At 62.5% G+C, this 23,010-nt stretch carries 21 protein-coding genes; 6 read left to right on the top strand and 15 right to left on the bottom strand.

From position 1 onward, the window contains the following. Window positions 1-4 precede the first annotated feature (4 nt). The 5 genes from J4D52_RS07885 to J4D52_RS07865 form a co-directional block, all read right to left on the bottom strand. A complete protein-coding gene (locus J4D52_RS07885; protein WP_003228885.1) occupies window positions 5-163 on the bottom strand; it encodes a YqaE/Pmp3 family membrane protein in 159 nt (52 codons plus the stop codon). A gap of 132 nt (window positions 164-295) precedes the next feature. Then, window positions 296-616, bottom strand: coding sequence for a DNA-binding transcriptional regulator (locus J4D52_RS07880; RefSeq protein WP_007926083.1), 321 nt, complete (start codon window positions 614-616; stop codon window positions 296-298). Further along, window positions 594-965 carry a type II toxin-antitoxin system RelE/ParE family toxin gene (locus J4D52_RS07875; protein ID WP_063433218.1) on the bottom strand — a complete coding sequence of 124 codons (372 nt, stop codon included), beginning with the start codon at window positions 963-965 and terminating at the stop codon, window positions 594-596. Before J4D52_RS07875 ends, J4D52_RS07880 begins: the two co-directional genes overlap by 23 nt. Window positions 966-1,240: 275 nt before the next feature. Further along, window positions 1,241-2,524: an aspartate aminotransferase family protein gene (locus J4D52_RS07870; RefSeq protein ID WP_063433219.1), complete on the bottom strand. Its 1,284-nt coding sequence runs from the start codon at window positions 2,522-2,524 to the stop codon at window positions 1,241-1,243. Beyond that, a complete protein-coding gene (locus J4D52_RS07865) occupies window positions 2,521-3,219 on the bottom strand; it encodes an MOSC domain-containing protein (protein ID WP_063433220.1) in 699 nt (232 codons plus the stop codon). The genes J4D52_RS07870 and J4D52_RS07865 overlap by 4 nt, the downstream gene beginning before the upstream one ends. 102 nt (window positions 3,220-3,321) lie before the next feature. On the opposite strand from J4D52_RS07865, the gene J4D52_RS07860 reads away from it, so the two are divergent. After that, the gene (locus tag J4D52_RS07860) at window positions 3,322-4,251 is read left to right on the top strand and encodes a LysR family transcriptional regulator (RefSeq protein ID WP_009045905.1); all 930 of its coding nucleotides are present in this window, start codon (window positions 3,322-3,324) and stop codon (window positions 4,249-4,251) included. A gap of 237 nt (window positions 4,252-4,488) precedes the next feature. On the opposite strand, the gene J4D52_RS07855 is transcribed toward J4D52_RS07860, so the two are convergent. The 10 genes from J4D52_RS07855 to bioB form a co-directional block, all read right to left on the bottom strand. After that, entirely contained in the window at window positions 4,489-6,267 is a 1,779-nt protein-coding gene (locus tag J4D52_RS07855; RefSeq protein ID WP_102676396.1) for an acyl-CoA dehydrogenase C-terminal domain-containing protein, read from the bottom strand. 201 nt (window positions 6,268-6,468) lie between these two features. Next, the gene (locus tag J4D52_RS07850; RefSeq protein WP_102676397.1) at window positions 6,469-8,265 is read right to left on the bottom strand and encodes an acyl-CoA dehydrogenase C-terminal domain-containing protein; all 1,797 of its coding nucleotides are present in this window, start codon (window positions 8,263-8,265) and stop codon (window positions 6,469-6,471) included. 90 nt (window positions 8,266-8,355) lie between these two features. Further along, entirely contained in the window at window positions 8,356-9,648 is a 1,293-nt protein-coding gene (locus tag J4D52_RS07845; protein ID WP_025807320.1) for a GGDEF domain-containing protein, read from the bottom strand. Window positions 9,649-9,867: 219 nt separating this feature from the next. Further along, a complete protein-coding gene (locus tag J4D52_RS07840; RefSeq protein WP_025807319.1) occupies window positions 9,868-11,673 on the bottom strand; it encodes a phenylacyl-CoA dehydrogenase in 1,806 nt (601 codons plus the stop codon). A 302-nt stretch (window positions 11,674-11,975) separates the two neighbouring features. Then, window positions 11,976-12,272, bottom strand: a complete 297-nt coding sequence (locus tag J4D52_RS07835) for a pyrroloquinoline quinone biosynthesis protein PqqE (protein ID WP_102676398.1) — start codon at window positions 12,270-12,272, stop codon at window positions 11,976-11,978. A gap of 107 nt (window positions 12,273-12,379) precedes the next feature. Continuing rightward, on the bottom strand, window positions 12,380-13,060 hold the full coding sequence (gene bioD, locus J4D52_RS07830; protein WP_053281175.1) for a dethiobiotin synthase: 681 nt from the start codon (window positions 13,058-13,060) through the stop codon (window positions 12,380-12,382). Continuing rightward, window positions 13,057-13,869 carry a malonyl-ACP O-methyltransferase BioC gene (bioC, locus tag J4D52_RS07825; protein ID WP_053281176.1) on the bottom strand — a complete coding sequence of 271 codons (813 nt, stop codon included), beginning with the start codon at window positions 13,867-13,869 and terminating at the stop codon, window positions 13,057-13,059. The genes bioD and bioC overlap by 4 nt, the downstream gene beginning before the upstream one ends. Continuing rightward, window positions 13,862-14,593, bottom strand: coding sequence for an alpha/beta fold hydrolase (locus J4D52_RS07820; protein ID WP_102676399.1), 732 nt, complete (start codon window positions 14,591-14,593; stop codon window positions 13,862-13,864). The genes bioC and J4D52_RS07820 overlap by 8 nt, the downstream gene beginning before the upstream one ends. Further along, complete coding sequence (gene bioF / locus J4D52_RS07815) at window positions 14,586-15,764, bottom strand: 8-amino-7-oxononanoate synthase (RefSeq protein WP_025807315.1); 1,179 nt, start codon at window positions 15,762-15,764, stop codon at window positions 14,586-14,588. The genes J4D52_RS07820 and bioF overlap by 8 nt, the downstream gene beginning before the upstream one ends. Window positions 15,765-15,898: 134 nt before the next feature. Next, window positions 15,899-16,954, bottom strand: a complete 1,056-nt coding sequence (bioB, locus tag J4D52_RS07810) for a biotin synthase BioB (protein ID WP_007926062.1) — start codon at window positions 16,952-16,954, stop codon at window positions 15,899-15,901. Window positions 16,955-17,045: 91 nt separating this feature from the next. Between bioB and J4D52_RS07805 the strand changes: the two genes are divergently transcribed. The 5 genes from J4D52_RS07805 to rarD all read left to right on the top strand — a co-directional run bounded on the left by J4D52_RS07805 (window position 17,046) and on the right by rarD (window position 22,985). Next, a complete protein-coding gene (locus J4D52_RS07805; protein ID WP_102676400.1) occupies window positions 17,046-17,786 on the top strand; it encodes a ComF family protein in 741 nt (246 codons plus the stop codon). 64 nt (window positions 17,787-17,850) lie between these two features. Further along, on the top strand, window positions 17,851-18,615 hold the full coding sequence (locus tag J4D52_RS07800; protein WP_102676401.1) for a TOBE domain-containing protein: 765 nt from the start codon (window positions 17,851-17,853) through the stop codon (window positions 18,613-18,615). 235 nt (window positions 18,616-18,850) lie between these two features. Further along, on the top strand, window positions 18,851-20,752 hold the full coding sequence (locus tag J4D52_RS07795) for a PhoX family phosphatase (RefSeq protein ID WP_102676402.1): 1,902 nt from the start codon (window positions 18,851-18,853) through the stop codon (window positions 20,750-20,752). Window positions 20,753-20,900: 148 nt separating this feature from the next. Next, entirely contained in the window at window positions 20,901-21,875 is a 975-nt protein-coding gene (locus J4D52_RS07790) for a serine/threonine protein kinase (RefSeq protein WP_063433229.1), read from the top strand. Window positions 21,876-22,097: 222 nt separating this feature from the next. Beyond that, complete coding sequence (rarD, locus tag J4D52_RS07785; protein ID WP_025807310.1) at window positions 22,098-22,985, top strand: EamA family transporter RarD; 888 nt, start codon at window positions 22,098-22,100, stop codon at window positions 22,983-22,985. The last annotated feature ends 25 nt before the right edge of the window (window positions 22,986-23,010 follow it).

The following is a 23,010-nucleotide window of genomic DNA, read 5'->3' as shown; positions in this document are numbered from 1 at the left end:
AGGCTCAGCGCTTGGCGATGATGTACACCGCATGCACGATGCCCGGGATGTAGCCGCACAGGGTTAGCAGGATATTCAGCCAGAACGCACCGCCGAACCCCACCTGCAGAAACACTCCCAATGGCGGCAACAGAATGGCGATGATGATGCGGATAAAGTCCATGGGGTAGCTCCTGATAGAAATCGACTCGTACGAGCCTCACAGCTAGTCGACCCGTGGCGTTCGGCGGGGTTCAGTCGATTCTGGCCAAGGGCCAGTTTTTATCCCCAGGCTGGCCGGCGTTTCAGTGCCGGCTCACGCCAGTATTTCCAGGCCATGTTTTTGCACGATGCTCAGCAGCTTGAGCGCCATGCCGCTCGGGTGTTTCTCTCCGGACTCCCACTGCTTCACCGTGGACGCGCTGGTGTTCAGGTAGCGGGCAAAGACCGGCTGGCTGACGTTGCTCCGCTCGCGCAGCAGCTTGATCTGCTCCGCGGGAATATTCGCCGGGACTGGCGCGATACAGGCCTCATCGAACTGGCGCATGGTGGTTTTGCCAATGGCGCCGATGGCGTGCAGGGCACTGGCCGACTCATGTATCGATTCAAGGGCTTCAGTCTTGAATGGCTTGCTCATGTCTGATCTCCACAAACGCTTTCATCTCGAGTAGCTGCTGGATCTGCCAGCCATCCAGCCCTTCGTAAGCCTTGGCCAGCGCGCGGAACGCCTGCAGTTCCTGGTGGCTGATATTGCTCTGGTCCTGCTTGGCGAACAGGAACTGGAACACCCAGTAACGCCGGCCTCTGGCCAGGACGATCGAACGATGGCGGTTGGCGTTCAGGCGTTTTTTCCAGACCCCACCACCCAGATCGTCAGCCTGGCCGCGGCATAACTCGCCGAATGCGGCCAGCAACTCGTCGTCATGGATCAAGGCTTTTTTCGCCGCGACAGCAAAACCTTTGGTTTTGAACAACCTGATGGTCATGGCTTCCCTTCCAAAAAACATACCACTCAGTGATATATAGATTCAACCCAAGCTGCCCGGTGGTCTTTCACCCATGCAGCCCCACCGTCCTGGCGGATGGGCCTAAGGAACCCTCCCTGGATGATGGCCTTCAAGACCTGATGGCGGTTTTGCAAAAGCCCGAGACAAAAAAACGCCCCGTGCGAAAAATCGGACACGGGGCGATGCGTTATACCGCGAGACGGTTCGGGAATTCTGTCAGGGCAAGATCGGATATGTCGGGATCAGGGCCGGCTTCAAACCACCAGCCCCTTGCGGCATTGCAGCTGCGCGGTACGTACTCGCGAAAAGGCCCGCGCCAGGCGCAGCAGCATTTCGTCGATATTGGCTTTGCTCACCGTCAGCGCCGGGGTGAACCGCAGGCAGTCCGACTGCGTCGCGGCCAGCAACAGCCCCTCGTAGCGGGCTGCCTTGACCACAGCCTCGGCCGAGTCGTCAGCCAGGCTCAGCCCCCAGAACAAGCCCTGCCCGCGCAGCTCTCCCTGGGCATAACGGTTAGCCAGGCGGGCCAGCCCTTCGCGTAAGTACTGACCGTTTTCCCGTACATGCTCGAGAAAGCTGTTGTCCAGCACGCTATCGAGCACCGCCAGGCCCGCGGCAGTCATCAGGGCATTGCCGTGATGGGTGCCATTCAGCTCTCCCACCTCGAAGCAGCAGGCCTTGCCCCGCGCCAGCAAGGCCGCCAAGGGCACACCACCGCCGAGGCCTTTACCCAGGACAACGATGTCGGCGCGCACGCCATAGACCTGTTCGGCCAGCAAGGTGCCGCAGCGGCCGACGCCTGTCTGCACTTCATCCAGGATCAGCAGGATGCCCAGCTCGCGACACAGGCGCTCGACACCCTTGAGGTAATGCTCGGTCGCCGGAATCACCCCGGCCTCGCCCTGGATCGGCTCGAGCATGATCGCCACGGTTTGCGCGTCCACCGCAGCATGCAAAGCCGGCAGGTCGTTGAAAGGAACATGGCTGAAACCCGCCAACTGTGGCTCGAAACGATTGGCGATGTTCGGGCTTGCCGACGCCGACATTGCCGCGAAGCTGCGACCGTGACAGCTACCGGTGGCGGTGATGATCTTCGCGGCCCCACCGCGATGCAGCTGGCCCCATTTGCGGGCCAGCTTGATCGCTGCCTCGCAGGCTTCGCTGCCACTGCTCAGCAGATAGGCCTGGTCGCTGCCAGTGCTGCGGCACAAGCGCTCGCTGAGGTTGAGCATGCCGCGGTTGTAAAAGCCCGAGCCGGGGTTGATCAGCGACTGGGCCTGGGCCGTCAGCGCCTTGACCAGCGCCGAGGGGCTATGGCCAAGACTGTTGGCGGCGTTGCCCTGGACGAAATCGAGATAGGCGCGGTCATCACTGTCCCACAACCATGAGCCCTGGCCGCGTACAAATACTGGATGGGGTCGCTGGACGCTGGGCATCAGGCACTCACTGGAAAGGTTGTCGCTCGTCGGCGACAGGCAGGGCTCGGCCGCCAGATCATCAAGGCTCGGCTGAGGGCGACGCAGGCTGAACAGGTTCATGCGCTCAACCCCTCCAGCGGCAGGCCCAGCAACCGCGAGGACCAATCCTCGACCAGGCCGGTGCGCATGCGCTTGATCGCGATGTCGCGCCAACGCGACGCCAGTGCCGGACAGTCCACCAGTTTCTTCAAGCCCGCATGCTCCAGAGGTTCTCGATAAAAACAGCGCAGGGCCCAGGCCACGGTCAACCCCGGATAACTGCGCTGGATCAGCTCGAAGGGCTGATCGGCACTGACGAAGCCGGGTTTGAGCACCCGGTAGAACCAGCCGCAGCGACCATTGTTTTGCGCCTGTTGTGGCAGGTCGGGGATGCCCCAGCGGTGGCTCAGGCGATAACAGGGCGAACGTGGCTGGCTGACCTGCAGCAGCGCGCCGCCCCAGCGGAACATATCGCCCAGGCAGACCTGCTCTTCGGTCAGGCAGTGGGTAGACAGGTTTTCGCCAAAGGCCGGGGCGCACCAGTCGATCTGTGGATGACGCTTGCGCCAGTAGCTGTAGTGCTCGGCGGGATAATGGTGCAGCGCCCGCTCCGGGCCGGTATGAAACCGTGGGTCGCCGTGTTCGTCGCTGCCCAGGCCCTGCGGCCATAACCAGAGCCGGTTTGCAACCGGACGTTTGTCCGTATCACTGATCAAACCCTGTCCGAGGTTTTTTGCCTTGCCTATGTAAACGCCATCCACGTAAACGGTATTCATCGCGCCTTCTGGCCCTGTAAGCCCTGTGAATAGGGGTTAGACTAGGCTTCTGTGGCATATCGGGCCATTTCGATTTTCCAGCTTTTTCGATAAGCAGAACTTATGGATTTTAAACAACTGCGTTATTTCGTCGCGGTGTATGAAGAAGGCCACGTGGGACGTGCCGCCGAGCGCCTGTCGATCTCCCAACCCGCGCTCTCGCAACAGATCCGTCAGTTGGAACAGAACCTCGACGTCAGCCTGTTCGAGCGCAGCAGCAAGCGCCTGCTGCCGACCCTGGCGGCCCATACCCTGTACAACCATGCCCTGCCCTTGCTCGACGGCATGCAGCGGGCTCGCGAAGCCTTGGGTAACTTCAAGGGCCAGGCCCTGCGCACGCTGGCGATCGGCGTACTGCAAACCGTGCACAGCAGCCTGGTGCCGCAAATGCTCGAGCGGGTGCGCAAGGCCCAGCCGCATCTGGTGGTGCAGATCTATGAACTGACCGGCCTGGAAATCGAACGGCGCCTGCTCAATGGCTCGTTGGATATCGGCATCAGTTACCTGCCGCCGCGCCAGCCAGGGTTGCACGGTGTGCAGTTGTACGAAGATGAGTTGACCCTGGTGATTCCCGCCGAACATCCCCTGCGCGAATTCAAGAAAGTTTCCATGAGCCAGGCTGCGGAACTGCCCATGCTGTTGCTGGGCGAGGAGTTCCAGATACGCCAGATCTGGCAGGCGCAACTGGCCAATCTCGGACGCCGGCCACAGGTGCAGGCGGAACTGAACAATATGGCGGGGATTCTCGACAGCCTGCCCAACACCCGCCTGGCGACGGTCCTGCCGGGGCGCTCACGTCAGACCCATAGCCATACGGACCTGTTATGGAAACCGCTGAGCGAACCGAGGGTGCCGTTGAAAGTGGGGCTGGTATGTCGTGATGTGCAGCGTCAGCAGGCAACCCTGGAGTTGCTGAGAACCTTGCTGGAAGAAGAAATGAGCGGCCCGGATGGGCGGATGACAGGCCCGGCGACGCTGGAGGGGCTAGGCTGAAGCAGCGCAGATAAAAAACGCGGGCAAAAGAAAACCCCGCCGAAGCGGGGCTTTGCAGACTGTTTCCCTGACATCCTTTTCACTCCACCATCCTGGCGGAATCCTACGTGTCCGTGTTATTGCTTTGCGCTTCCTGCGCGACGTCCATGTGAAGTAGATTAGCTCTGGATCCAATCTGCCGATATGGGTGATTAGCAGCACGTCATGTAAGAGAATGCTTACATGACACCCATGTACTCAGAACTGCGCCGCATCCAGCAGGAACAGTGATTCGCTACCCGCCTTCACCGATGCGCTCAGCGAGTGAATACGCGGCAGCAGACGGGCGAAGTAGAAGCGCGCGGTTCCCAGCTTGCTGGCGTAGAAATCGTCTTGCGACTCCTTGCCCAGCGCGGCTTTCGCCATCAACGCCCACATGTAGGCGTACGCCGTGTATCCGAACGCTTGCAGGTATTCGACCGAGGCCGCGCCGATTTCGTTCGGATTGGTCTTGGCCCGATCCAGCAGCCAGGCAGTCAGTTCGTCGAGGTTATCCAGCGCATCATTCAATGGCTTGGTGAACTCGGCCAGATCAGCGCTGGCGGTCGCAGTGAAATGGCGAATCTCGTCCGCAAACAGCTTGTAGAACGCCCCGCCGCTGCCGACGATCTTGCGCCCGACCAGGTCCAGCGCCTGGATGCCGTTGGTGCCTTCATAGATCTGGGTAATGCGCACATCGCGCACCAGCTGTTCCTGGCCCCACTCGCGGATGTAGCCGTGGCCGCCGAAGATCTGCTGGCCGTGAACCGTGGTTTCCAACCCCAGGTCGGTGAGGAAGGCCTTGGCCACCGGCGTCAGCAGGGCCACCAGATCTTCCGCGCGCTTACGTACTACAGCGTCTTCGCTGAACTTGGCGGTATCCAGCTGCATGGCCACATAGGTGGAGAACGCACGGCCGCCTTCGTTCGCGGCCTTCATGGTCAGCAGCATGCGACGCACATCGGGGTGCACGATGATCGGGTCAGCGACCTTGTCCTTGGCTTGCGGGCCGGTGGGCGAACGGCTTTGCAGGCGATCGCGGGCGTACTCCACGGCGTTCTGGTAGGAACGCTCGCCCGAGGCCAGGCCTTGGATACCGACGCCCAGACGTTCGTAGTTCATCATGGTGAACATCGCCGCCAGGCCTTTGTTCGGCTCGCCGACGATGTAACCGACGGCTTCGTCGAAGTTCATCACGCAGGTGGCCGAGGCCTGGATGCCCATCTTGTGTTCGATCGACCCGCAGTTCGCCGGGTTGCGCGCGCCCAGACTGCCGTCGACGTTGACCAGGAACTTCGGCACCAGGAACAGCGAAATGCCCTTCGGCCCCGCCGGTGCGTCCGGCAGCTTGGCCAGCACCAGGTGGATGATGTTCTCGGTCAGGTCATGCTCACCGCCGGTGATGAAGATCTTGGTACCGCTGACCTTGTAGGAGCCATCGGCCTGCGGTTCGGCCTTGGTGCGGATGATCCCCAGGTCGGTGCCGGCATGGGGCTCGGTGAGGCACATGGAGCCGGCCCAGACGCCCGCATACATGTTCGGCAGGTAGGCCGCCTTCAATTCTTCGCTGGCGTGGGCGTTGATCGACAGGCAGGCGCCCGCGGTCAGCATCGGATAGAGGCCGAACGACAGGCTGGCCGAGTTGACCATTTCCTCGACCTGGGCCGATACCGCCTTGGGCATGCCCATGCCGCCGTAGGTCGGATCGCCACCGACGCCGACCCAGCCGCCTTCGGCATAAGTCTGATAGGCCTGTGGAAAACCTGCGGGCGTGGTGACCGCGCCGTCGCTCCAGTGGCAGCCCTCTTCATCCGCGCCGCGGCTCAGCGGGGCGATACTTTTGCCGGTGACCTTGCCGGCTTCCTCAAGAATCGCTTCGACGGTTTCAGCGTCGACAGTGTCGGCCAGAGCAGGCAGTTCGGCCCAGAGTTTGGCGACCTCGAAAACTTCATTGAGGACGAAGCGCATATCGCGCAGGGGCGCTTTGTAGTCAGCCATGGCAAACCTCGCAAGATCTAAACAAGTGGGCCCGAACGGCCCCATTTACGAAACCTCGAGTGTACCCGAACAACTTTTGCGACACATAGGGTCAACTCATGACTTTTATGTAATTTTTAGTCACGCCAAATCGCAGACAAACCCACCCCCGCAAAAGTCTGCAGGAATGGGTTTGCCCGCGATGGACGATTACATGAAAACCTAGAGTGCAAACAGCTCCGCCGGCAACTTCATCAGACAGTCGCTGCCCGCCTCGATCGCTGCCTGATGGGCCGCCGTGCGCGGCAGCAGGCGCTTGAAGTAGAACTCGCAGGTCACCAGCTTGGCCTGGCAATAATCGGCATCCTCTTCACCGGCATCCAGCCGGGCCTGGGCCACCAACGCCATGCGCAGCCACAGGTAGGCGAGAATGATGTAACCGCTGTACATCAGGTAATCCAGCGCCGCAGCGCCGACTTCGTCGGGGTTCTTCATCGCCGCCATCCCGACCTTGGTGGTCAACGCGCCCCACTGCTGGTTGAGCCCATTGAGCTGCGCCACATGCCCCTTGAGCTGTGGATGCTCGGCATTGGCCGCACAGAACTTGTGGACGATCTTGGTGAAGCCCATCAGCAGCTTGCCTTGGCTGCCAAGCACCTTGCGCCCCAGCAGGTCCAGGGCCTGGATGCCGTTGGTGCCTTCATAGATCGGGGCGATGCGGCAGTCGCGCACCAGTTGCTCCATGCCCCATTCGCGGATGAAGCCATGACCGCCAAACACCTGCATGCCGTGGTTGGTCACTTCCAGCCCGGTTTCAGTCATGAAGGCCTTGCAGATCGGTGTCAGGAAGGCCAACAGGTTCTCGGCATCCTGACGCTGGGTTTCATCAGCGGCCAAGTGCGCCACATCCAGCAACTGCGCGGTGAAATAGGCCAGGGCGCGATTGCCTTCGTTGAAGGCCTTCATAGTCAGCAGCATGCGCCGCACATCGGGGTGGACAATAATCGGGTCGGCGGCCTTGTCCGGCGCCTTCGGCCCGGTCAGGGAGCGCATCTGCAGGCGGTCGTTGGCGTATTTGATCGCGCCCTGGAAGCTTGCCTCGCCCAGGCACAGCCCCTGCATTCCGGTACCGAGACGCGCGTGGTTCATCATGGTGAACATGCAGTTCAGGCCTTTGTTGGCCTCACCGATCAGAAATCCCTTGGCGCCATCGAAGTTCAGCACGCAGGTGGCCGAAGCCTTGATGCCCATCTTGTGTTCGATGGAGCCGCAACTCACAGCATTGCGCTCGCCCGCCTCGCCTTCGGCGTTGGGCAAAAACTTGGGCACGATGAACAGCGAAATGCCCTTGGTGCCCGCCGGCGCATCCGGCAGCTTGGCCAGCACCAGGTGGATGATGTTTTCACTCATGTCGTGCTCGCCGGCCGAGATGAAAATCTTGCTGCCGGAGACCGCATAGCTGCCGTCGGCCTGGGGCACGGCACGGGTCTTGATGATGCCCAGGTCGGTGCCGCAATGGGCTTCGGTCAGGCACATGGTGCCGGTCCATTGGCCGGCGGTGAGCTTGCTCAGGTAGGTCTGCTTCTGCTCTTCGCTGCCGTGGGCGTGAATCGCCGACATGGCACCGTGGGTCAGGCCCGGGTACATGCCCCAGGAGGTGTTGCTGGAGCCGACCATCTCGCTGATCACCAGTCCCAGTGAATGCGGCAGGCCCTGGCCGCCGTAGTTTGGGTCCGCCGCCAGGCCGTGCCAGCCGCCTTCGACATACTGGGCGAAAGCCTGCTTGAAGCCTTTGGGCGTGGTGACCACGCCATTGTCGAAATGGCAGCCTTCTTCGTCGCCGGAGCGGTTCAGCGGCGCCAGCACGTTCTCACAGAACTTCGCCCCTTCTTCGAGAATCGCGGCCACCATGTCCGGGCTGGCATCGCTGGCCCCCAGAGTGGCGTAGCTGGCGTGAAAGTCGAAGACGTGATCGATCAGAAAACGCATGTCGCGCAGGGGAGCTTTGTACTCGGGCATGGTGGTTTCTCCGGCAGCAGATCGATCCAACCTACTGCCGCTCATAAGACCTGCCAATCACAGTCCAGACGCTGAATGCGCCGTTATCACTCAACCCGCAGCGGTGTCCATGCGCACTGCGCCACGGCGGTTCTGACCGAAGGCCATGACGCAGTTACGCCCCGCGCCCTTGGCGCTGTACAGCGCCTGGTCGGCAGACTTGAGCACCTCTTCCGGCGTGCGGTGCTCCATCTGCCGCTCGGCGACACCGATACTGACGGTCACCGACACACTGGACGCCCCGGCCGCGCCCCGGCGCTGACGCCCTTGCTGGTCGTCCTGGGGGCGGTTCTCCTGATTGCGCAACTGGATGTTGTAGTTGGCGATGGTCTCGCGAATGACTTCCAGGTGCGGCATGCATTCCTCGAGGGTCTTGCCGGCGAACACCACTGCAAACTCCTCGCCGCCATAACGGTAGGCGCGACCGCCACCACTGACTTTCGACAGCTTGCTGGCGACCAGGCGCAGCACCTGGTCACCCACATCGTGGCCGTGGGTGTCGTTGAATTTCTTGAAGTGATCGACATCACTCATCGCCAGCACATAGTTGCGGCCCAGGCGCTGCATGCGTTCGTTCAAGGCGCGGCGGCCCGGCAAGCCGGTCAGCTCGTCGCGGAAGGCCATCTGATACGCCTCATGGGCAACGGCCGCGGCGATCATCAACATCACCTGGCTGCACATGATGTTCAGGGTAAAGGGCAGGATGAAGGTCTTGGGCAGCATCCAGAACAAGCCCAGCAACCCCACCAACTGCGCCGCATGCAGCGGGCGCGGGTTGCGCCAGTACTGGATCGCCAGCAACAGGAAGGCCGCAAGAAACACCGGGTACGACAACTGGATCAGGCTCATCCAGGCGCCATGCAGGGCCGGCCAACGAATTTCCGCCAGCCAGGCCAGCAACGCCTGGGGATAACTCTGCTCCAACCCCAGCGCCACACTGCCAAAGGCGAGCAGTACGGCAAAGCGCGCCACCATGTCCTGGAACAGGTGGGTGCGCTCCTGCCAGGCCGCGAACAGGCCGAACAGCAGCGGCAGCAGCAGGCAGACCAAGTGGAACACCACGGCCGCATCCTCGCGCACCTTGCCGTTGTCGCGGTAATAGTCGGTCTGGGTATCGAGCAGGAAATAGGCGATGTACACCGTGACCATCAGGAACAGTTCACGCTGACGCCGATACACCGCGCAGTAGGCACCGCCGAGCAACAGCACCAAGGTAGGCAAGACGTTGAACAGTGAGGTGAAGAAGACGTTGAGATCCTTGACGTAGGCAGCCGCGAGCCCCGCAAGCAAGAGTAACAATGAGGGTAGAAAATGGCTGAAACGTACAGCTGAAGAACGCGGCAAGGGTAAAGCTCCGACGCGGCTAAACAGTAGATGGCACTATGCCTTCATCAGGCGCAGTAAAACACGACAAATGTGACACGTGTCACATTGCCACCTCTGTAACGGCAGGGATCGGCTTCTTCTTAACGTTTTAGTCGGATTATTTTCAGATTCATCCCGCGCATAAAAAAGCCGCTTCTCCCGAAGGAGAAGCGGCTTCTGAATGGACCTCGGTAAGGCTTAGTAAGCCAGGCCGAAATCTTCTTCTTTCATGTCCATCAGGTTGTTGGCACCCGACAGCATGGCCGCAACGTGAGTGCGGGTACGCGGCAGGATGCGCTGGAAGTAGAAGCGCGCGGTCTGCAGCTTGGCGGTGTAGAACGCCTCTTCGGTGGTACCGGCAGCCAGCTTCTCGGCAGCCAGACGCGCCATGTCGGCCCAGAAGTAAGCCAGGCAGGCATAACCGGAGTACATCAGGTAGTCCACGGACGCGGCACCGACTTCTTCACGGTCTTTCATGGCAGCCATACCGACCTTCATGGTCAGCTCGCCCCATTCCTTGTTCAGTGCAGCCAGCGGTGCGACGAACTCTTTGACCGACTCGTTGCCTTCGTTGCTCTGGCAGAACTTGTGGACGATCTTGGTGAAGCCTTTCAAAGCTTCGCCTTGGGTCATCAGCACTTTACGGCCCAGCAGGTCCAGCGCCTGGATGCCGGTGGTGCCTTCGTACAGCATGGAAATGCGGCTGTCGCGAACGTTCTGCTCCATGCCCCACTCGGCGATGAAGCCGTGGCCACCGTAGATCTGCACACCGTGGTTGGCGGCTTCGAAGCCGACTTCGGTCATGAAGGCCTTGGCGATCGGAGTCATGAAGGCCAGCAGTGCGTCGGCTTTCTTCTTCTCTTCTTCGTCCACGCCGTATTTGACGATGTCGACCTGCTTGGCGGTGAAGTAGACCATGGCACGGTTGCCTTCGGCGAAAGCCTTCATGGTCAACAGCATGCGGCGTACGTCAGGGTGCACGATGATCGGGTCAGCGGCCTTGTCCGGCGCTTTCGGGCCAGTCAGGGAACGCATTTGCAGACGATCGCGAGCGTATTTCAAGCCGCCCTGGAAACCGATCTCGGCGTGGGCCAGGCCTTGCAGCGCGGTGCCCAGGCGAGCGGTGTTCATGAAGGTGAACATGCAGTTCAGGCCTTTGTTCGCCGGGCCGATCAGGAAACCGGTGGCCGCGTCGAAGTTCATCACGCAGGTGGCGTTGCCGTGGATACCCATCTTGTGTTCCAGGGAACCACAGCTCACGGCGTTGCGCTGGCCGACAGTGCCATCGGCGTTCGGCAGGAACTTCGGCACGATGAACAGCGAGATGCCTTTGGTGCCAGCCGGCGCATCCGGCAGGCGGGCCAGAACGATATGGACGATGTTGTCGGCCATGTCGTGCTCACCGGCCGAGATGAAGATCTTGGTGCCGGTGACTTTGTAGGAACCGTCGGCCTGAGGTTCGGCCTTGGTGCGCAGCATGCCCAGGTCGGTGCCGCAGTGCGGTTCGGTCAGGCACATGGTGCCGGTCCACTCGCCGGATACCAGCTTGGTCAGGTAAGCCTCTTGCTGCTCAGGCGTGCCGTGTTCGGAGATGGTGTTCATCGCGCCATGGGACAGGCCTGGGTACATGCCCCACGACCAGTTGGCTTCGCCGACCATTTCGCTGACAGCCAGGCCCAGGGACTCCGGCAGGCCTTGACCGCCATGCTCGACATCGTGAGCCAGGCTTGGCCAGCCGCCTTCGACGAATTGCTTGTAAGCCTCTTTGAAGCCAGTCGGGGTCTTAACGCCGGACTCGCTCCAGGTGCAGCCTTCCAGGTCACCCACACGGTTCAGAGGGGCCAGTACCTGCTCACAAAACTTCGCGCCTTCCTCGAGGATGGCGTCAACCATGTCTGGAGTAGCGTCCTGGCAAGCCGGCAGGCTCTGATAGTGCGCTTCATAGCCGAGCAGCTCGTCACGAACGAAGCGAATATCACGCAAGGGGGCCTTGTAGTCAGGCATAGCGATAAACCTCTGCTGATGTAACCGGGAATGAACGACCGCGTTGATTTATTGTGGCGGTCAAACAGTTGTTTGAAACATACGTTTACGCCCAAACCTTGTCAAGCACCACGCAAACACCGTTCGTCATCGCTCCTCTGCAAGCCTTGCACGCAAAGGCCCACAGCGAATGCCGTGAAATATTTGGAAGCTAAATTGAGTGTAGGAGCTGGCAGGCCAGCAAGACGGAAGATGAGGCTGTGCAGGAGATTTTTGCGCGGGTCAGCCTGCCCACAAAAACGGGCAGGGCTACCGAAGGAGGGTCAAGCGTAGGTGTCGATCAGCGTACCGAGCACTTCATCGGCGGCCTTGGCGACTTTCACACCCAGCTCCGCCTGGAGCTTGCCCATGGACATCTCGACCATGTTGCTGGCCAGGTCCGATTGCTGGCTGCGGTCGACGGATCGCAAGCGCTCGACCTGGACTTCGGAAGACTGGCTGGTGACAGAACGTTCGATGGTCGTGCTGGCGATCTGGCTGGCAGCCTGATCGACACGGTTCTGCCCGGTCTGCACGGTACTCAGGCCGGCGTAGAAAGCGGTATTCCCGGAAATTTCCATGGGAGAACTCGACCCTGCAAAGAATGAACAGTGGCTATTGAACCAGACGCGCCAGGAAAAGACCCGTCAAAAACACTAATGGCACAGTGCCTTACCATAGGCAAAATCTAGTCAAGCAGGTCCAGTTGCAGATGCTCGGCCACCGCTTCGGCGCTGACCGTCTTCAATCTTGGGACCCGGCCCAGACAAGGTGCGGGCAAACGCTCCGCCAGCGTGGCGAGGTTCTCCTCGAGCCGCGAAGTCTTCGGCTCGATGATGTTCGCCACCCAGCCCGCCAGCTGCAAACCGTCCTGGGCAATCGCCTCGGCTGTCAGCAGGGCATGGTTGATGCAGCCCAGACGCACGCCCACCACCAGGATCACCGGCAGATCCAGGGCCATGGCCAGGTCGGACAGGTTGTCCTGGTCGGCCAGCGGTACACGCCAGCCGCCGGCCCCTTCGATCAGAGTGAAGTCCGCCCCCTTGGCCAGCACCTGGCGCATGGGCGCCAGCAAGGTTTGCACAGTCAACGCTACGCCGGCCTCGCGAGCCGCCAGATGAGGAGCGATCGCCGGTTCGAAGGCCAGTGGATTGACCTCGTCGTAGGTCAACGGCAACGAACATTCGGCCAACAGGGCCAAGGCATCGGCGTTACGCAGCCCCTTGGGGGTCAGCTCGCAGCCCGAAGCCACCGGTTTCCCCGCCGCCGTGCTCAGCCCCGAAAGGCGCGCGGCATGCAGCAAGCCAGCGGCGATGGTGGTCTTGCCAACATCGGTGTCTGTTCCGGTAACGAAATAGGCTTGGCTCATAGCGGCTTCTCCAATACGGCGTAGACCACCTGGTACGTCGCGGGCAGTCCCTGCGCTTGACGAAACTGTTCATAAGCGTCGATCAGGCCCTTGATCCGCGCCCGCCCTGTCAACCCACCGGGCCGTCCTGGGTTGAGGTTGTGTGCCCCCAGCGCTTTCAACTCATGGGTCAGGCTGCGCACATCTGGGTAGTGCAGCACATGAGGGCGGGTCTCCAGGCTGAGTACATGCAAACCGCTCGCCGCGCACAGCTGTTGATAAGTGCTGAACTCACGGAAGCGGTTGACATGCACCATGCCGTCGACCTGACGCCAACTGTCGCGCAATTCGTACAACGTACCGACGCACAGGCTGGCAAATGCCAGCACGCCACCCGGCTTCAGCACCCGATGCGCCTCGCTGAGGACCGAACGGAAATCCGCGCACCACTGCACCGCCAGGCTGGAAAAGATCAGCTCGCAGCTCTGCCCCTGCAACGGCAAACGCTCGGCATCGCCGGCAATGAAATGCTGCGCCCCGCCCAGCGGACGGGCGTGCTCAAGCATGCCTTCGGCGATGTCCAGCGCCAGCCCTTCGCTGGCCTGGAAACGCTCGCCCAGCAGACGGCTGAAATAACCGGTGCCGCAGCCCATGTCCAGCCAGCGGCCAGGCTCGCGGTCTTGCGGCAAGCGGCTCAACAACTCGTTACCGACGTCGCGCTGCAGTTGCGCCACGCTGTCGTAACTGGATGCCGCGCGGGAAAAGGAAGCCGCCACCTGGCGCTTGTCGGGCAAGCTGCCGGGCAGTTTGGGAAGGGACAGATCAGTCATCACCGGACTCATGCAAAAAAGCCTGGATCGCCCCCGCCACACCGTGGGGATCCTCCAGAAGAAACGCGTGGCTGGCCTGTTCAATCAGACCAATTTCGACATCGGGCAACAACGCCAGCAATTCCCCCGCGGCTTCGGCCGGCACCAAGCCGTCGAGCCCGGCGAACAGATGCAACTGCGGCCCACGAAACGCCTGCAGGGCATGGCGAGTGTCCAACTGCGCCAACAGCTCCAGACCGGCCATCAACACCGCGCCCGAGGTATGCGGCGCGCCGCCAGACAGCAGGCGCGACAGACCGCGTGGATCTTCGGCGCCCTGGGCGCACAACAGGCTGAAGCGCTTGAGGGTGGCACGCGGGTCGGCGTTACAGCCGGCCAGAAACCCGTCAAAGGTCTCCCCCGGCATCGCGCTCGCCCATTCGGCATGCGCCACGAAACAGGGATTGCTGGCCAACGTCAGCAGACCGCAACAGCGCTCGCCACGACGCGCCGCCAGCTCGGAAGCCAGCATGCCGCCCAGTGACCAACCACCGAGCCAGGCGTTGTCCGGCACACTGGCGTCCAGTTCGTCGAGCCACTCATTCAGGTCGCTGGACTCCAGCTCCGGCAACGGCTCGATCTCGACCCGCAGGTGTTCGTCCAGCCCCTGCAGCGCCGCTGCCAAGGGCTCCAGCGGCGATACGCCAAGACCCCAACCGGGCAGCAGAATCAGTCGATCACGCATGGCTTGGCTCCGGTCCCAGTTCGCTAAAACAATCCGCCAGTGCATTCAACAATAGCTGGACCTGAGCCTCACTGTGGGCGGCGGACAGGGTCACCCGCAGGCGGGCGCTCCCCGCAGGCACGGTAGGCGGACGAATCGCGGTGACCATCAGGCCGCGTTCGCGCAGCCTCTGCGACAGGCGAATCGCCCGCGCGCTGTCGCCGATCAGGATCGGCTGGATCGGCGTGAAGCTGTCCATCAGGGTCAGCCCGATCTGCTCGGCGCCCAGGCGGAACTGGCGGATCAGCGTGTTCAGGTGCTCACGCCGCCAGTGTTCGCTGCGCAGCAACTCCAGGCTTTTCAGGGTGGCGCAGGCCAGGGCCGGCGGCTGGCTGGTGGTGTAGATATAGGGACGGGCGAACTGGATCAGGCTTTCGATCAGTTCCTCGCTGCCGGCGACAAAGGCGCCGGCGGTGCCGAACGCCTTGCCGAGGGTGCCCACCAGGACCGGCACATCTTCCTGACTCAAGCCGAAGTGCTCGACGATACCTCCGCCGTTGGCCCCCAGCGGTCCGAACCCATGGGCGTCGTCCACCATCAGCCAGGCGCCCTTGGCCCGGGTTTCGCGGGCCAGCGCCGGCAAGTCGGCCAGGTCGCCGTCCATGCTGAACACGCCATCGGTGACCACCAGGGTATTGCCAGTGGCTTTCTCCAGGCGCTTGGCCAGGCTCTCGGCATCGTTGTGCAGGTAACGGTTGAAACGCGCGCCGGAAAGCAGGCCGGCGTCCAGCAACGAAGCGTGGTTGAGGCGGTCTTCCAGCACCGTGTCGCCCTGCCCCACCAACGCTGTGACCGCGCCGAGATTGGCCATGTAACCGGTGGTGAACAGCAATGCCCGCGGGCGACCGGTGAACTCGGCCAGGGCTTCTTCCAACTGGTGGTGGGGCGTGCTGTGGCCGATCACCAGGTGCGAAGCGCCACCGCCCACGCCCCAGCGGAACGCGCCGGCGCGCCAGGCTTCGATCACTTGCGGGTGATTGGCCAGGCCCAGGTAATCGTTGTTGCAGAACGCCAGCAACGGCTGGCCGTCGACCACCACTTGCGGCCCTTGCGGGCTTTCCAGCAGTGGGCGCTGACGGTAGAGGTTTTCGGCACGACGGGCAGCGAGACGCGCGCGGAGATCGAAAGACATGCAGGCCTCGCAGGCAAGAAAAGAAACATCATCCTTGTAGGAGCGAGGCTTGCCCGCAATCCAGACACCTCTGTGTCCCTGGCTCACGCGGTGAACCATTCGCGGGCAAGCCTCGCTCCTACAGAGGCAGCAGATCAGACGGCAGCGTTATAGAACTGCTCGCTGCTCTTCTGCTCCACCAATGCCTGCTCGATGGCGGCCTGGTGCACCTCGTCGGCGTGCTCTTCGCGGGCTTCCGGCTGGATGCCCAGGCGCGCGAACAGTTGCATGTCCTTGTCGGCCTGCGGGTTGGCGGTGGTCAGCAACTTCTCGCCGTAGAAGATCGAGTTGGCACCGGCGAAGAACGCCAGGGCCTGCATCTGCTCGTTCATCGCTTCGCGGCCGGCGGACAGGCGCACGTGGGATTTCGGCATCAGGATACGAGCCACGGCGAGCATGCGGATGAAGTCGAACGGATCGACATCCTCGGAGTTTTCCAACGGCGTGCCGGCCACTTTCACCAGCATGTTGATCGGTACCGACTCCGGATGCTCCGGCAGGTTGGCCAATTGAATCAGCAGGCCGGCGCGATCATCGAGGGACTCGCCCATGCCGAGGATGCCGCCGGAGCAGATCTTCATCCCGGCATCGCGCACGTAGGCCAGGGTCTGCAGGCGCTCGCTGTAGGTGCGGGTGGTGATGATGCTGCCGTAGAACTCCGGCGAGGTATCGAGGTTGTGGTTGTAGTAGTCCAGGCCGGCCTTGGCCAGCGCTTCGGTCTGGTCCTGGTCCAGGCGACCGAGGGTCATGCAGGTTTCCAGGCCCATGGCTTTCACGCCTTTGACCATTTCCAGCACGTACGGCATGTCTTTGGCCGACGGGTGTTTCCAGGCCGCGCCCATGCAGAAACGGGTCGAACCTATGGCCTTGGCGCGTGCGGCCTCTTCGAGGACCTTCTGCACTTCCATCAGCTTTTCTTTTTCCAGGCCGGTGTTGTAGTGACCGGACTGCGGACAATATTTGCAATCTTCCGGGCAGGCGCCGGTCTTGATCGACAACAGGGTGGAAACCTGGACGCGGTTGGCGTCGAAATGCGCGCGGTGCACCGTCTGCGCCTGGAACAGCAAGTCATTGAACGGCTGGACGAAGAGGGCTTTGACTTCAGCCAAAGTCCAGTCATGACGCAGATTGGCGGTGGTGCTGGCGCTCATGGGCGATTCCTTGATTATGCTTGGCAAGCGGCGGCGGGAAGGGAATACCCACAGCCGCGACACGGATGTTGGGCATATTTAAGGAAGCGCCATGCAGTGTCAACCATATTACCAAGGACAGGTTTACATCTGGTTAAAAAACAAACAGACCTGTTTACTCTGCGACGAGCCGACCGACACGCCCCAAGCCATTTGTACCGCCTGTGAAACCGAACTGCCGTGGCTCGGCGATCATTGCCAGGTATGCGCCCTGCCCTTGCCCGCGGCCGGCCTGACCTGCGGCCAGTGCCTCAAGCAGCCGCCCGCCTTCGCCCAGGTGGTGGCGCCCTGGCGTTATGGCTTTCCGGTCGACAGCCTGGTCAGCCGTTTCAAGCACAACGGCAAATGGCCCTTTGGCCGTCTTTTGGCCGAACTTCTCGCGCAATCGCTGCAACATCGCTTTAGCGAGGACCTGATGCGACCCGACGCCCTGCTGCCGGTGCCCCTGGCCCGCAAGCGCCTGCGTCAGCGCGGCTATAACCAGGCGGCGATGCTCGCACGTTGGCTGGGTGAGATTCTGCAGATCCCCTGCGACGAAACCTCGTTGCAACGCACCCAGGACACGCCATCGCAACAAGGCCTGGATGCCAGGGCGCGGCAACGCAACCTGCGCCACGCCTTCGCCCTGATGCCCGGGTCAGTGGTCCGTGGCCGGCACCTGGCGCTGGTGGACGACGTGCTCACCACCGGCGCGACCGCCCACGCCCTGGCGCGGCTGCTGCTCACGGCCGGGGCGCGACGGGTCGATGTCTATTGCCTGGCACGCACGCCAAAACCCGGCGAGCCCGACTGAACTTGACTCTCGGCCCTCAAGCCGCAAACTCCCTTTCCATTCCCAGCGTTCAAAGCGTTCAGCCATGTCCTTGCCCACCTTGTTGACCCAGCACATCGTCCGTCGCCCGCAGCGCATTGCCCTGCTGCAGCACATCGCCGAACAGGGCTCGATCACCCGCGCCGCGAAAAGCGCTGGCCTGAGCTACAAGGCCGCCTGGGACGCCATCGACGAGTTGAACAACCTGGCGCAGAAACCCCTGGTCGAACGCAGTGTCGGCGGCAAAGGCGGCGGTGGCGCCAGGCTCTCCGCCGAAGGCGAGCGGGTGCTGCGTCTCTACCAGCGCTTGCAGGCGTTGCAGGCCCAGGTGCTGGAAGCCGCCGAAGACGCCGCCGATCTCGATCTGCTGGGACGCCTGATGCTCCGGACCAGCGCCCGCAACCAGCTGCACGGCACGGTGCAGGCCGTCGAAGCCCAAGGGCGCAACGACCTGGTGCGCCTGGCGCTCGCGGAAGACCTGGTGATCCAGGCGCAGATCACCCATGACAGCACCCTGCATCTGGAACTGGAACCCGGCACCGGAGTGGTGGCCTTGATCAAGGCCGGTTGGCTGGAACTGCTGGCTATCGATCAGCCCGCAACACCCGGACACAATTGCCTGCAAGGCACCCTGGAAGCGATCCTCGACGCCGAAGACGGCCCCAGCGAAATCCGCATCGTCCTGCCCAGCGGCCAGACCCTCTGCGCCCTGGCCGAACCGCTGCAACTGCGAAACCTTGGCTTGAGCGCCGGCAAGCCGGTGCGGGTGCAGTTCTCGCCGTCCAATGTGCTGCTCGGCACGCCGCTGTAAACCAGTCCGAATAATCCACGGCCCCATGTAGCCGCTGCCGAGCAACGCGAGGCTGCGTTCGATCTGGGCGGCATGCCGACGCAGCGGGCGGCGCTTCTGATCTCGCAGGAGGTCCTGCGGACCTATCGCAGCCTACGGCAGCGGCTACACAAAGCGGCGAAATGCGTCCGTCGCTGCAATACGTTCGTCATCGACGCTGATTAAGGTGGCTGCAAAACCCTGCAGGAAGCCTGTGATGAGCCTACTAGAAGAAGACCAACCTACCGACCTCGAGAAGATGGTCGGCCTCAGCCGCCGTGGTTTCATCAGCGCCGGTGCCCTGTGCGGCGCGGCCATGTTCCTCGGTGGCAACCTGCTGAGCCGCAGCGTGCTGGCCGCCAGCGTCAGCGCCGGTTCCAGCAAGCTGCTGGGCTTTGAAGGCATTGCCGCCGCCACCAGCGACACCATCACCCTGCCGCCGGGCTACAAGTCCTCGGTCCTGATCAGCTGGGGCCAGCCCCTGCAGAAGAACGGCCCGGCCTTCGACCCGAGCGGCAATGGCACCGCGGCGGCCCAAGAAGTGCAGTTCGGTGACAACAACGACGGCATGAGCCTGTTCGCCTTCCCGGACGACAAGAATCGCGCGCTGATGGCGATCAACAACGAATACACCAACTACCGCTACCTCTACCCCCACGGCGGCATGCCGCAGTCGGCGGAAGACGTGCGCAAGGCCCTGGCCAGCGAAGGCGTGTCGGTGATCGAAGTGCAGCGCCGCAGCGGTCAATGGCAGTTCGTCCAGGGCTCGCGCTACAACCGGCGCATCCACGGCAACGCGCCTATTCGCCTGAGTGGCCCGGCCGCTGGCCACACGCTGATGAAAACCAGCGCCGACAAGAGCGGCAGGAAAGTCCTTGGCACCTTCCAGAACTGCGCCAACGGCAAGACGCCATGGGGCACTTACCTGACCTGTGAAGAAAACTTCACCGACTGCTTCGGCAGCAGCAACGCCCAGCAGACGTTCGATGCCGCGCAAAAGCGTTATGGCGCCTCGGCGAGCAGCCGCGACATCAACTGGCATCAGTTCGACCCACGCTTCGACCTGGCGAAAAACCCCAACGAACTCAACCGGCACGGCTGGGTCGTGGAGATCGACCCGTTCGACCCGCAATCCAAACCGATCAAGCGTACCGCCCTGGGCCGCTTCAAGCATGAGAACGCCGCCCTGGCCGAAACCCGCGACGGGCGCGCCGTGGTCTACATGGGCGACGACGAGCGTGGCGAATTCATCTACAAGTTCGTCAGCCGCGACCGCATCAACCACCGAAACCCCAAGGCCAACCGTGACCTGCTGGACCACGGCACCCTGTACGTGGCGATCTTCGACAATGGCGACGGCAACCCGGACCACCCGAAAGGCAAGGGTAAATGGGTCGAGCTGAGCCATGGCAAGAACGGCATCGACGCCAGCAGCGGTTTCGCCGATCAGGCCGAAGTGCTGATCCACGCCCGCCTGGCGGCCAGCGTGGTCAAGGCCACGCGCATGGACCGTCCGGAATGGATCGTGGTCAGCCCGAAAGACGGCCAGGTCTACTGCACCCTGACCAACAACTCCAAACGCGGCGAAGACGGCCAGCCAGCGGGCGGCCCGAACCCGCGGGAGAAAAACGTCTACGGGCAGATCCTGCGCTGGCAGACCGGCCGTGGCGACCACGGCTCGATGGACTTCACCTGGGACCTGTTCGTGGTCGCCGGCAACCCGGCCGTACACGCCGGCCAGCCGAAAGGCGGTTCGTCGAACATCACCCCGCAGAACATGTTCAACAGCCCCGACGGCCTGGGTTTCGACAAGGCTGGCCGGTTGTGGATCCTCACCGACGGTGACTCCAGCAACGCTGGCGACTTTGCCGGCATGGGCAACAACCAGATGCTCTGTGCCGACCCGGACACCGGTGAAATCCGCCGCTTCATGGTCGGGCCAGTGGGCTGCGAAGTCACCGGCATCACCTTCTCGCCGGATCAGCGCAGCCTGTTCGTGGGCATCCAGCATCCGGGCGAGAACGGCGGTTCGACCTTCCCCGAGCACCTGCCCAACGGCAAGCCGCGTTCCTCGGTGATGGTGATCACCCGGGAAGACGGCGGCATCGTCGGCGCCTGATAGACCGCTTCGCGAGCAAGCTCGCTCCTACAAGGATCTGTAGGAGCGAAGCTTGCCCACGATAGCGCCCTCACAGTCACCACCTGCCATCCTTCGTGCGCTACCATGCTTGGCCGGACGCAGCAGCCTGCTGCGCGCAGGAGTCAGCATGTCTCACCCGTTCGAAACCCTTACCCCTGATCTAGTCCTCGATGCCGTCGAAAGTATCGGTTTTCTCAGCGACGCCCGCGTTCTGGCACTCAACAGTTACGAAAACCGTGTCTATCAGGTCGGCATCGAAGACGGCGAGCCGCTGATCGCCAAGTTCTACCGCCCGCAGCGCTGGACCAACGAGGCGATCCTCGAGGAACACCGCTTCACCTTCGAACTCGCCGAATGCGAAGTGCCAGTGGTGGCGCCGCTGATTCACCAGGGCGAAAGCCTGTTCGAACATCAAGGCTTCCGCTTCACCCTGTTCCCGCGCCGTGGCGGCCGGGCGCCGGAACCTGGCAACCTCGACCAGCTGTATCGCCTGGGGCAATTGCTCGGCCGCCTGCATGCGGTCGGCGCCACCCGCCCGTTCGAGCATCGCGAAGCGCTGGGGGTGAAGAATTTCGGCCACGACTCGCTGACCACCCTGCTGGAAGGCGACTTCGTGCCCAAGAGCCTGCTGCCGGCCTACGAGTCGGTGGCCCGCGACCTGCTCAAGCGTGTGGAAGAGGTCTACCAGGCCACTCCGCACCAGAACATCCGCATGCATGGCGACTGCCATCCCGGCAACATGATGTGCCGCGACGAGGTGTTCCATATCGTCGACCTCGACGACTGCCGCATGGGCCCGGCGGTACAGGATCTGTGGATGATGCTCGCCGGCAATCGCCAGGAGTGCCTGGGGCAGCTGTCGGAGCTGATGGATGGCTACAGCGAATTCCACGACTTCGACTCGCGCGAACTGGCGCTGATCGAACCGCTGCGCGCCCTGCGCCTGATGCACTACAGCGCCTGGCTGGCCCGGCGCTGGGACGACCCGGCCTTCCCGCGCAGCTTCCCCTGGTTCGGCAGCGAGCGTTATTGGGGCGACCAGGTGCTGGCATTGCGCGAACAACTTGCGGCGCTCAACGAAGAACCCTTGAAGCTGTTCTGACACCCAGCCTTTATCTGACCTGTAGGAGCGAGGCTTGCCCGCGATAGCCTCGCCGCGATGAGTCTGATGCACCGCGGTATCTTGATCGCGGGCAAGCCTCGCTCCTACAGAACCCGGATCGATCACAACGGCGGGTCACCGGGATGACACCGACAAAGACACAGCCTGACAAACCTCCTTACAATCACCGCCTTTAGTTAGCTGCCTAAGCAAGGATTCTGCATGCAAGCCGCCAACCCCCGTCGCGGGTACATCCTGGGCCTGAGCGCCTACATCATCTGGGGCCTGTTCCCGATCTACTTCAAAGCCATCGCCAACGTGCCCGCCGTGGAAATCATCATCCACCGGGTGCTCTGGTCCGCGCTGTTCGGTGCGCTGCTGCTGATGGTCTGGAAGCATCCCGGCTGGTGGCGCGAGCTGCGGGACAACCCCAGGCGCCTGGCGATCCTGGCCCTGAGCGGCACCCTGATCGCGGCCAACTGGCTGACCTATGTCTGGTCGGTGAACAACGGACGCATGCTCGAAGCCAGCCTGGGTTACTACATCAACCCGCTGGTGAACGTGCTGCTGGGCATGCTGATCCTCGGTGAGCGGCTGCGACGCATGCAGTGGCTGGCAGTGGGCCTGGCGGCGGTCGGCGTGGCGCAGCAGGTGTGGCAGGTCGGCAGCCTGCCCTGGGTCTCGCTGGTGCTGGCGCTGACCTTCGGTTTCTACGGGCTGATCCGCAAACAGGCGCCAGTCAAGGCGCTGCCGGGGCTGGTGGTGGAAACCTGGATGCTGGTGCCGATCGCCCTCGCCTGGCTCTTGTTCAACCCCACCGCCACCAGTGCCCAGGCGGCCTTCTGGACCAGTTCCGAGGCCTGGTGGCTGGTGGCGGCCGGCCCCGTCACCCTGGTACCGCTGGTGTGCTTCAACGCCGCTGCCCGCCACCTGCCCTACACCACCCTGGGCTTCTTGCAGTACCTGGCGCCAACCCTGGTGCTGCTGCAGGCGGTACTGCTGTTCGGCGAGCACCTGTCGTCGAGCACATTGGTAGCGTTCATGTTTATCTGGGCCGGCCTGGCGGTGTACAGCGTGGATGCCTGGTTGAGCCTGCGCAAACGCAGCTGATCAATAAACGTACAAACCTCTACAG

This window comes from Pseudomonas sp. GW460-12-10-14-TSB1, from assembly GCF_017349775.1.
Classification (GTDB): domain Bacteria; phylum Pseudomonadota; class Gammaproteobacteria; order Pseudomonadales; family Pseudomonadaceae; genus Aquipseudomonas; species Aquipseudomonas piscium.
Note: the sequence above shows the minus strand (reverse complement) of the source record. Positions and strands in the feature narration are given on the sequence as shown.

What these genes read in the sequence shown, in the direction of transcription:
- J4D52_RS07885 (WP_003228885.1), bottom strand. Translation starts at nt 163, where the DNA reads ATGGACTTTATCCGCATCATCATCGCCATTCTGTTGCCGCCATTGGGA.
- J4D52_RS07880 (WP_007926083.1), bottom strand. Translation starts at nt 616, where the DNA reads ATGAGCAAGCCATTCAAGACTGAAGCCCTTGAATCGATACATGAGTCG.
- J4D52_RS07875 (WP_063433218.1), bottom strand. Translation starts at nt 965, where the DNA reads ATGACCATCAGGTTGTTCAAAACCAAAGGTTTTGCTGTCGCGGCGAAA.
- J4D52_RS07870 (WP_063433219.1), bottom strand. Translation starts at nt 2,524, where the DNA reads ATGAACCTGTTCAGCCTGCGTCGCCCTCAGCCGAGCCTTGATGATCTG.
- J4D52_RS07865 (WP_063433220.1), bottom strand. Translation starts at nt 3,219, where the DNA reads ATGAATACCGTTTACGTGGATGGCGTTTACATAGGCAAGGCAAAAAAC.
- J4D52_RS07860 (WP_009045905.1), top strand. Translation starts at nt 3,322, where the DNA reads ATGGATTTTAAACAACTGCGTTATTTCGTCGCGGTGTATGAAGAAGGC.
- J4D52_RS07855 (WP_102676396.1), bottom strand. Translation starts at nt 6,267, where the DNA reads ATGGCTGACTACAAAGCGCCCCTGCGCGATATGCGCTTCGTCCTCAAT.
- J4D52_RS07850 (WP_102676397.1), bottom strand. Translation starts at nt 8,265, where the DNA reads ATGCCCGAGTACAAAGCTCCCCTGCGCGACATGCGTTTTCTGATCGAT.
- J4D52_RS07840 (WP_025807319.1), bottom strand. Translation starts at nt 11,673, where the DNA reads ATGCCTGACTACAAGGCCCCCTTGCGTGATATTCGCTTCGTTCGTGAC.
- J4D52_RS07835 (WP_102676398.1), bottom strand. Translation starts at nt 12,272, where the DNA reads ATGGAAATTTCCGGGAATACCGCTTTCTACGCCGGCCTGAGTACCGTG.
- bioD (WP_053281175.1), bottom strand. Translation starts at nt 13,060, where the DNA reads ATGAGCCAAGCCTATTTCGTTACCGGAACAGACACCGATGTTGGCAAG.
- bioC (WP_053281176.1), bottom strand. Translation starts at nt 13,869, where the DNA reads ATGACTGATCTGTCCCTTCCCAAACTGCCCGGCAGCTTGCCCGACAAG.
- J4D52_RS07820 (WP_102676399.1), bottom strand. Translation starts at nt 14,593, where the DNA reads ATGCGTGATCGACTGATTCTGCTGCCCGGTTGGGGTCTTGGCGTATCG.
- bioF (WP_025807315.1), bottom strand. Translation starts at nt 15,764, where the DNA reads ATGTCTTTCGATCTCCGCGCGCGTCTCGCTGCCCGTCGTGCCGAAAAC.
- bioB (WP_007926062.1), bottom strand. Translation starts at nt 16,954, where the DNA reads ATGAGCGCCAGCACCACCGCCAATCTGCGTCATGACTGGACTTTGGCT.
- J4D52_RS07805 (WP_102676400.1), top strand. Translation starts at nt 17,046, where the DNA reads ATGCAGTGTCAACCATATTACCAAGGACAGGTTTACATCTGGTTAAAA.
- J4D52_RS07800 (WP_102676401.1), top strand. Translation starts at nt 17,851, where the DNA reads ATGTCCTTGCCCACCTTGTTGACCCAGCACATCGTCCGTCGCCCGCAG.
- J4D52_RS07795 (WP_102676402.1), top strand. Translation starts at nt 18,851, where the DNA reads ATGAGCCTACTAGAAGAAGACCAACCTACCGACCTCGAGAAGATGGTC.
- J4D52_RS07790 (WP_063433229.1), top strand. Translation starts at nt 20,901, where the DNA reads ATGTCTCACCCGTTCGAAACCCTTACCCCTGATCTAGTCCTCGATGCC.
- rarD (WP_025807310.1), top strand. Translation starts at nt 22,098, where the DNA reads ATGCAAGCCGCCAACCCCCGTCGCGGGTACATCCTGGGCCTGAGCGCC.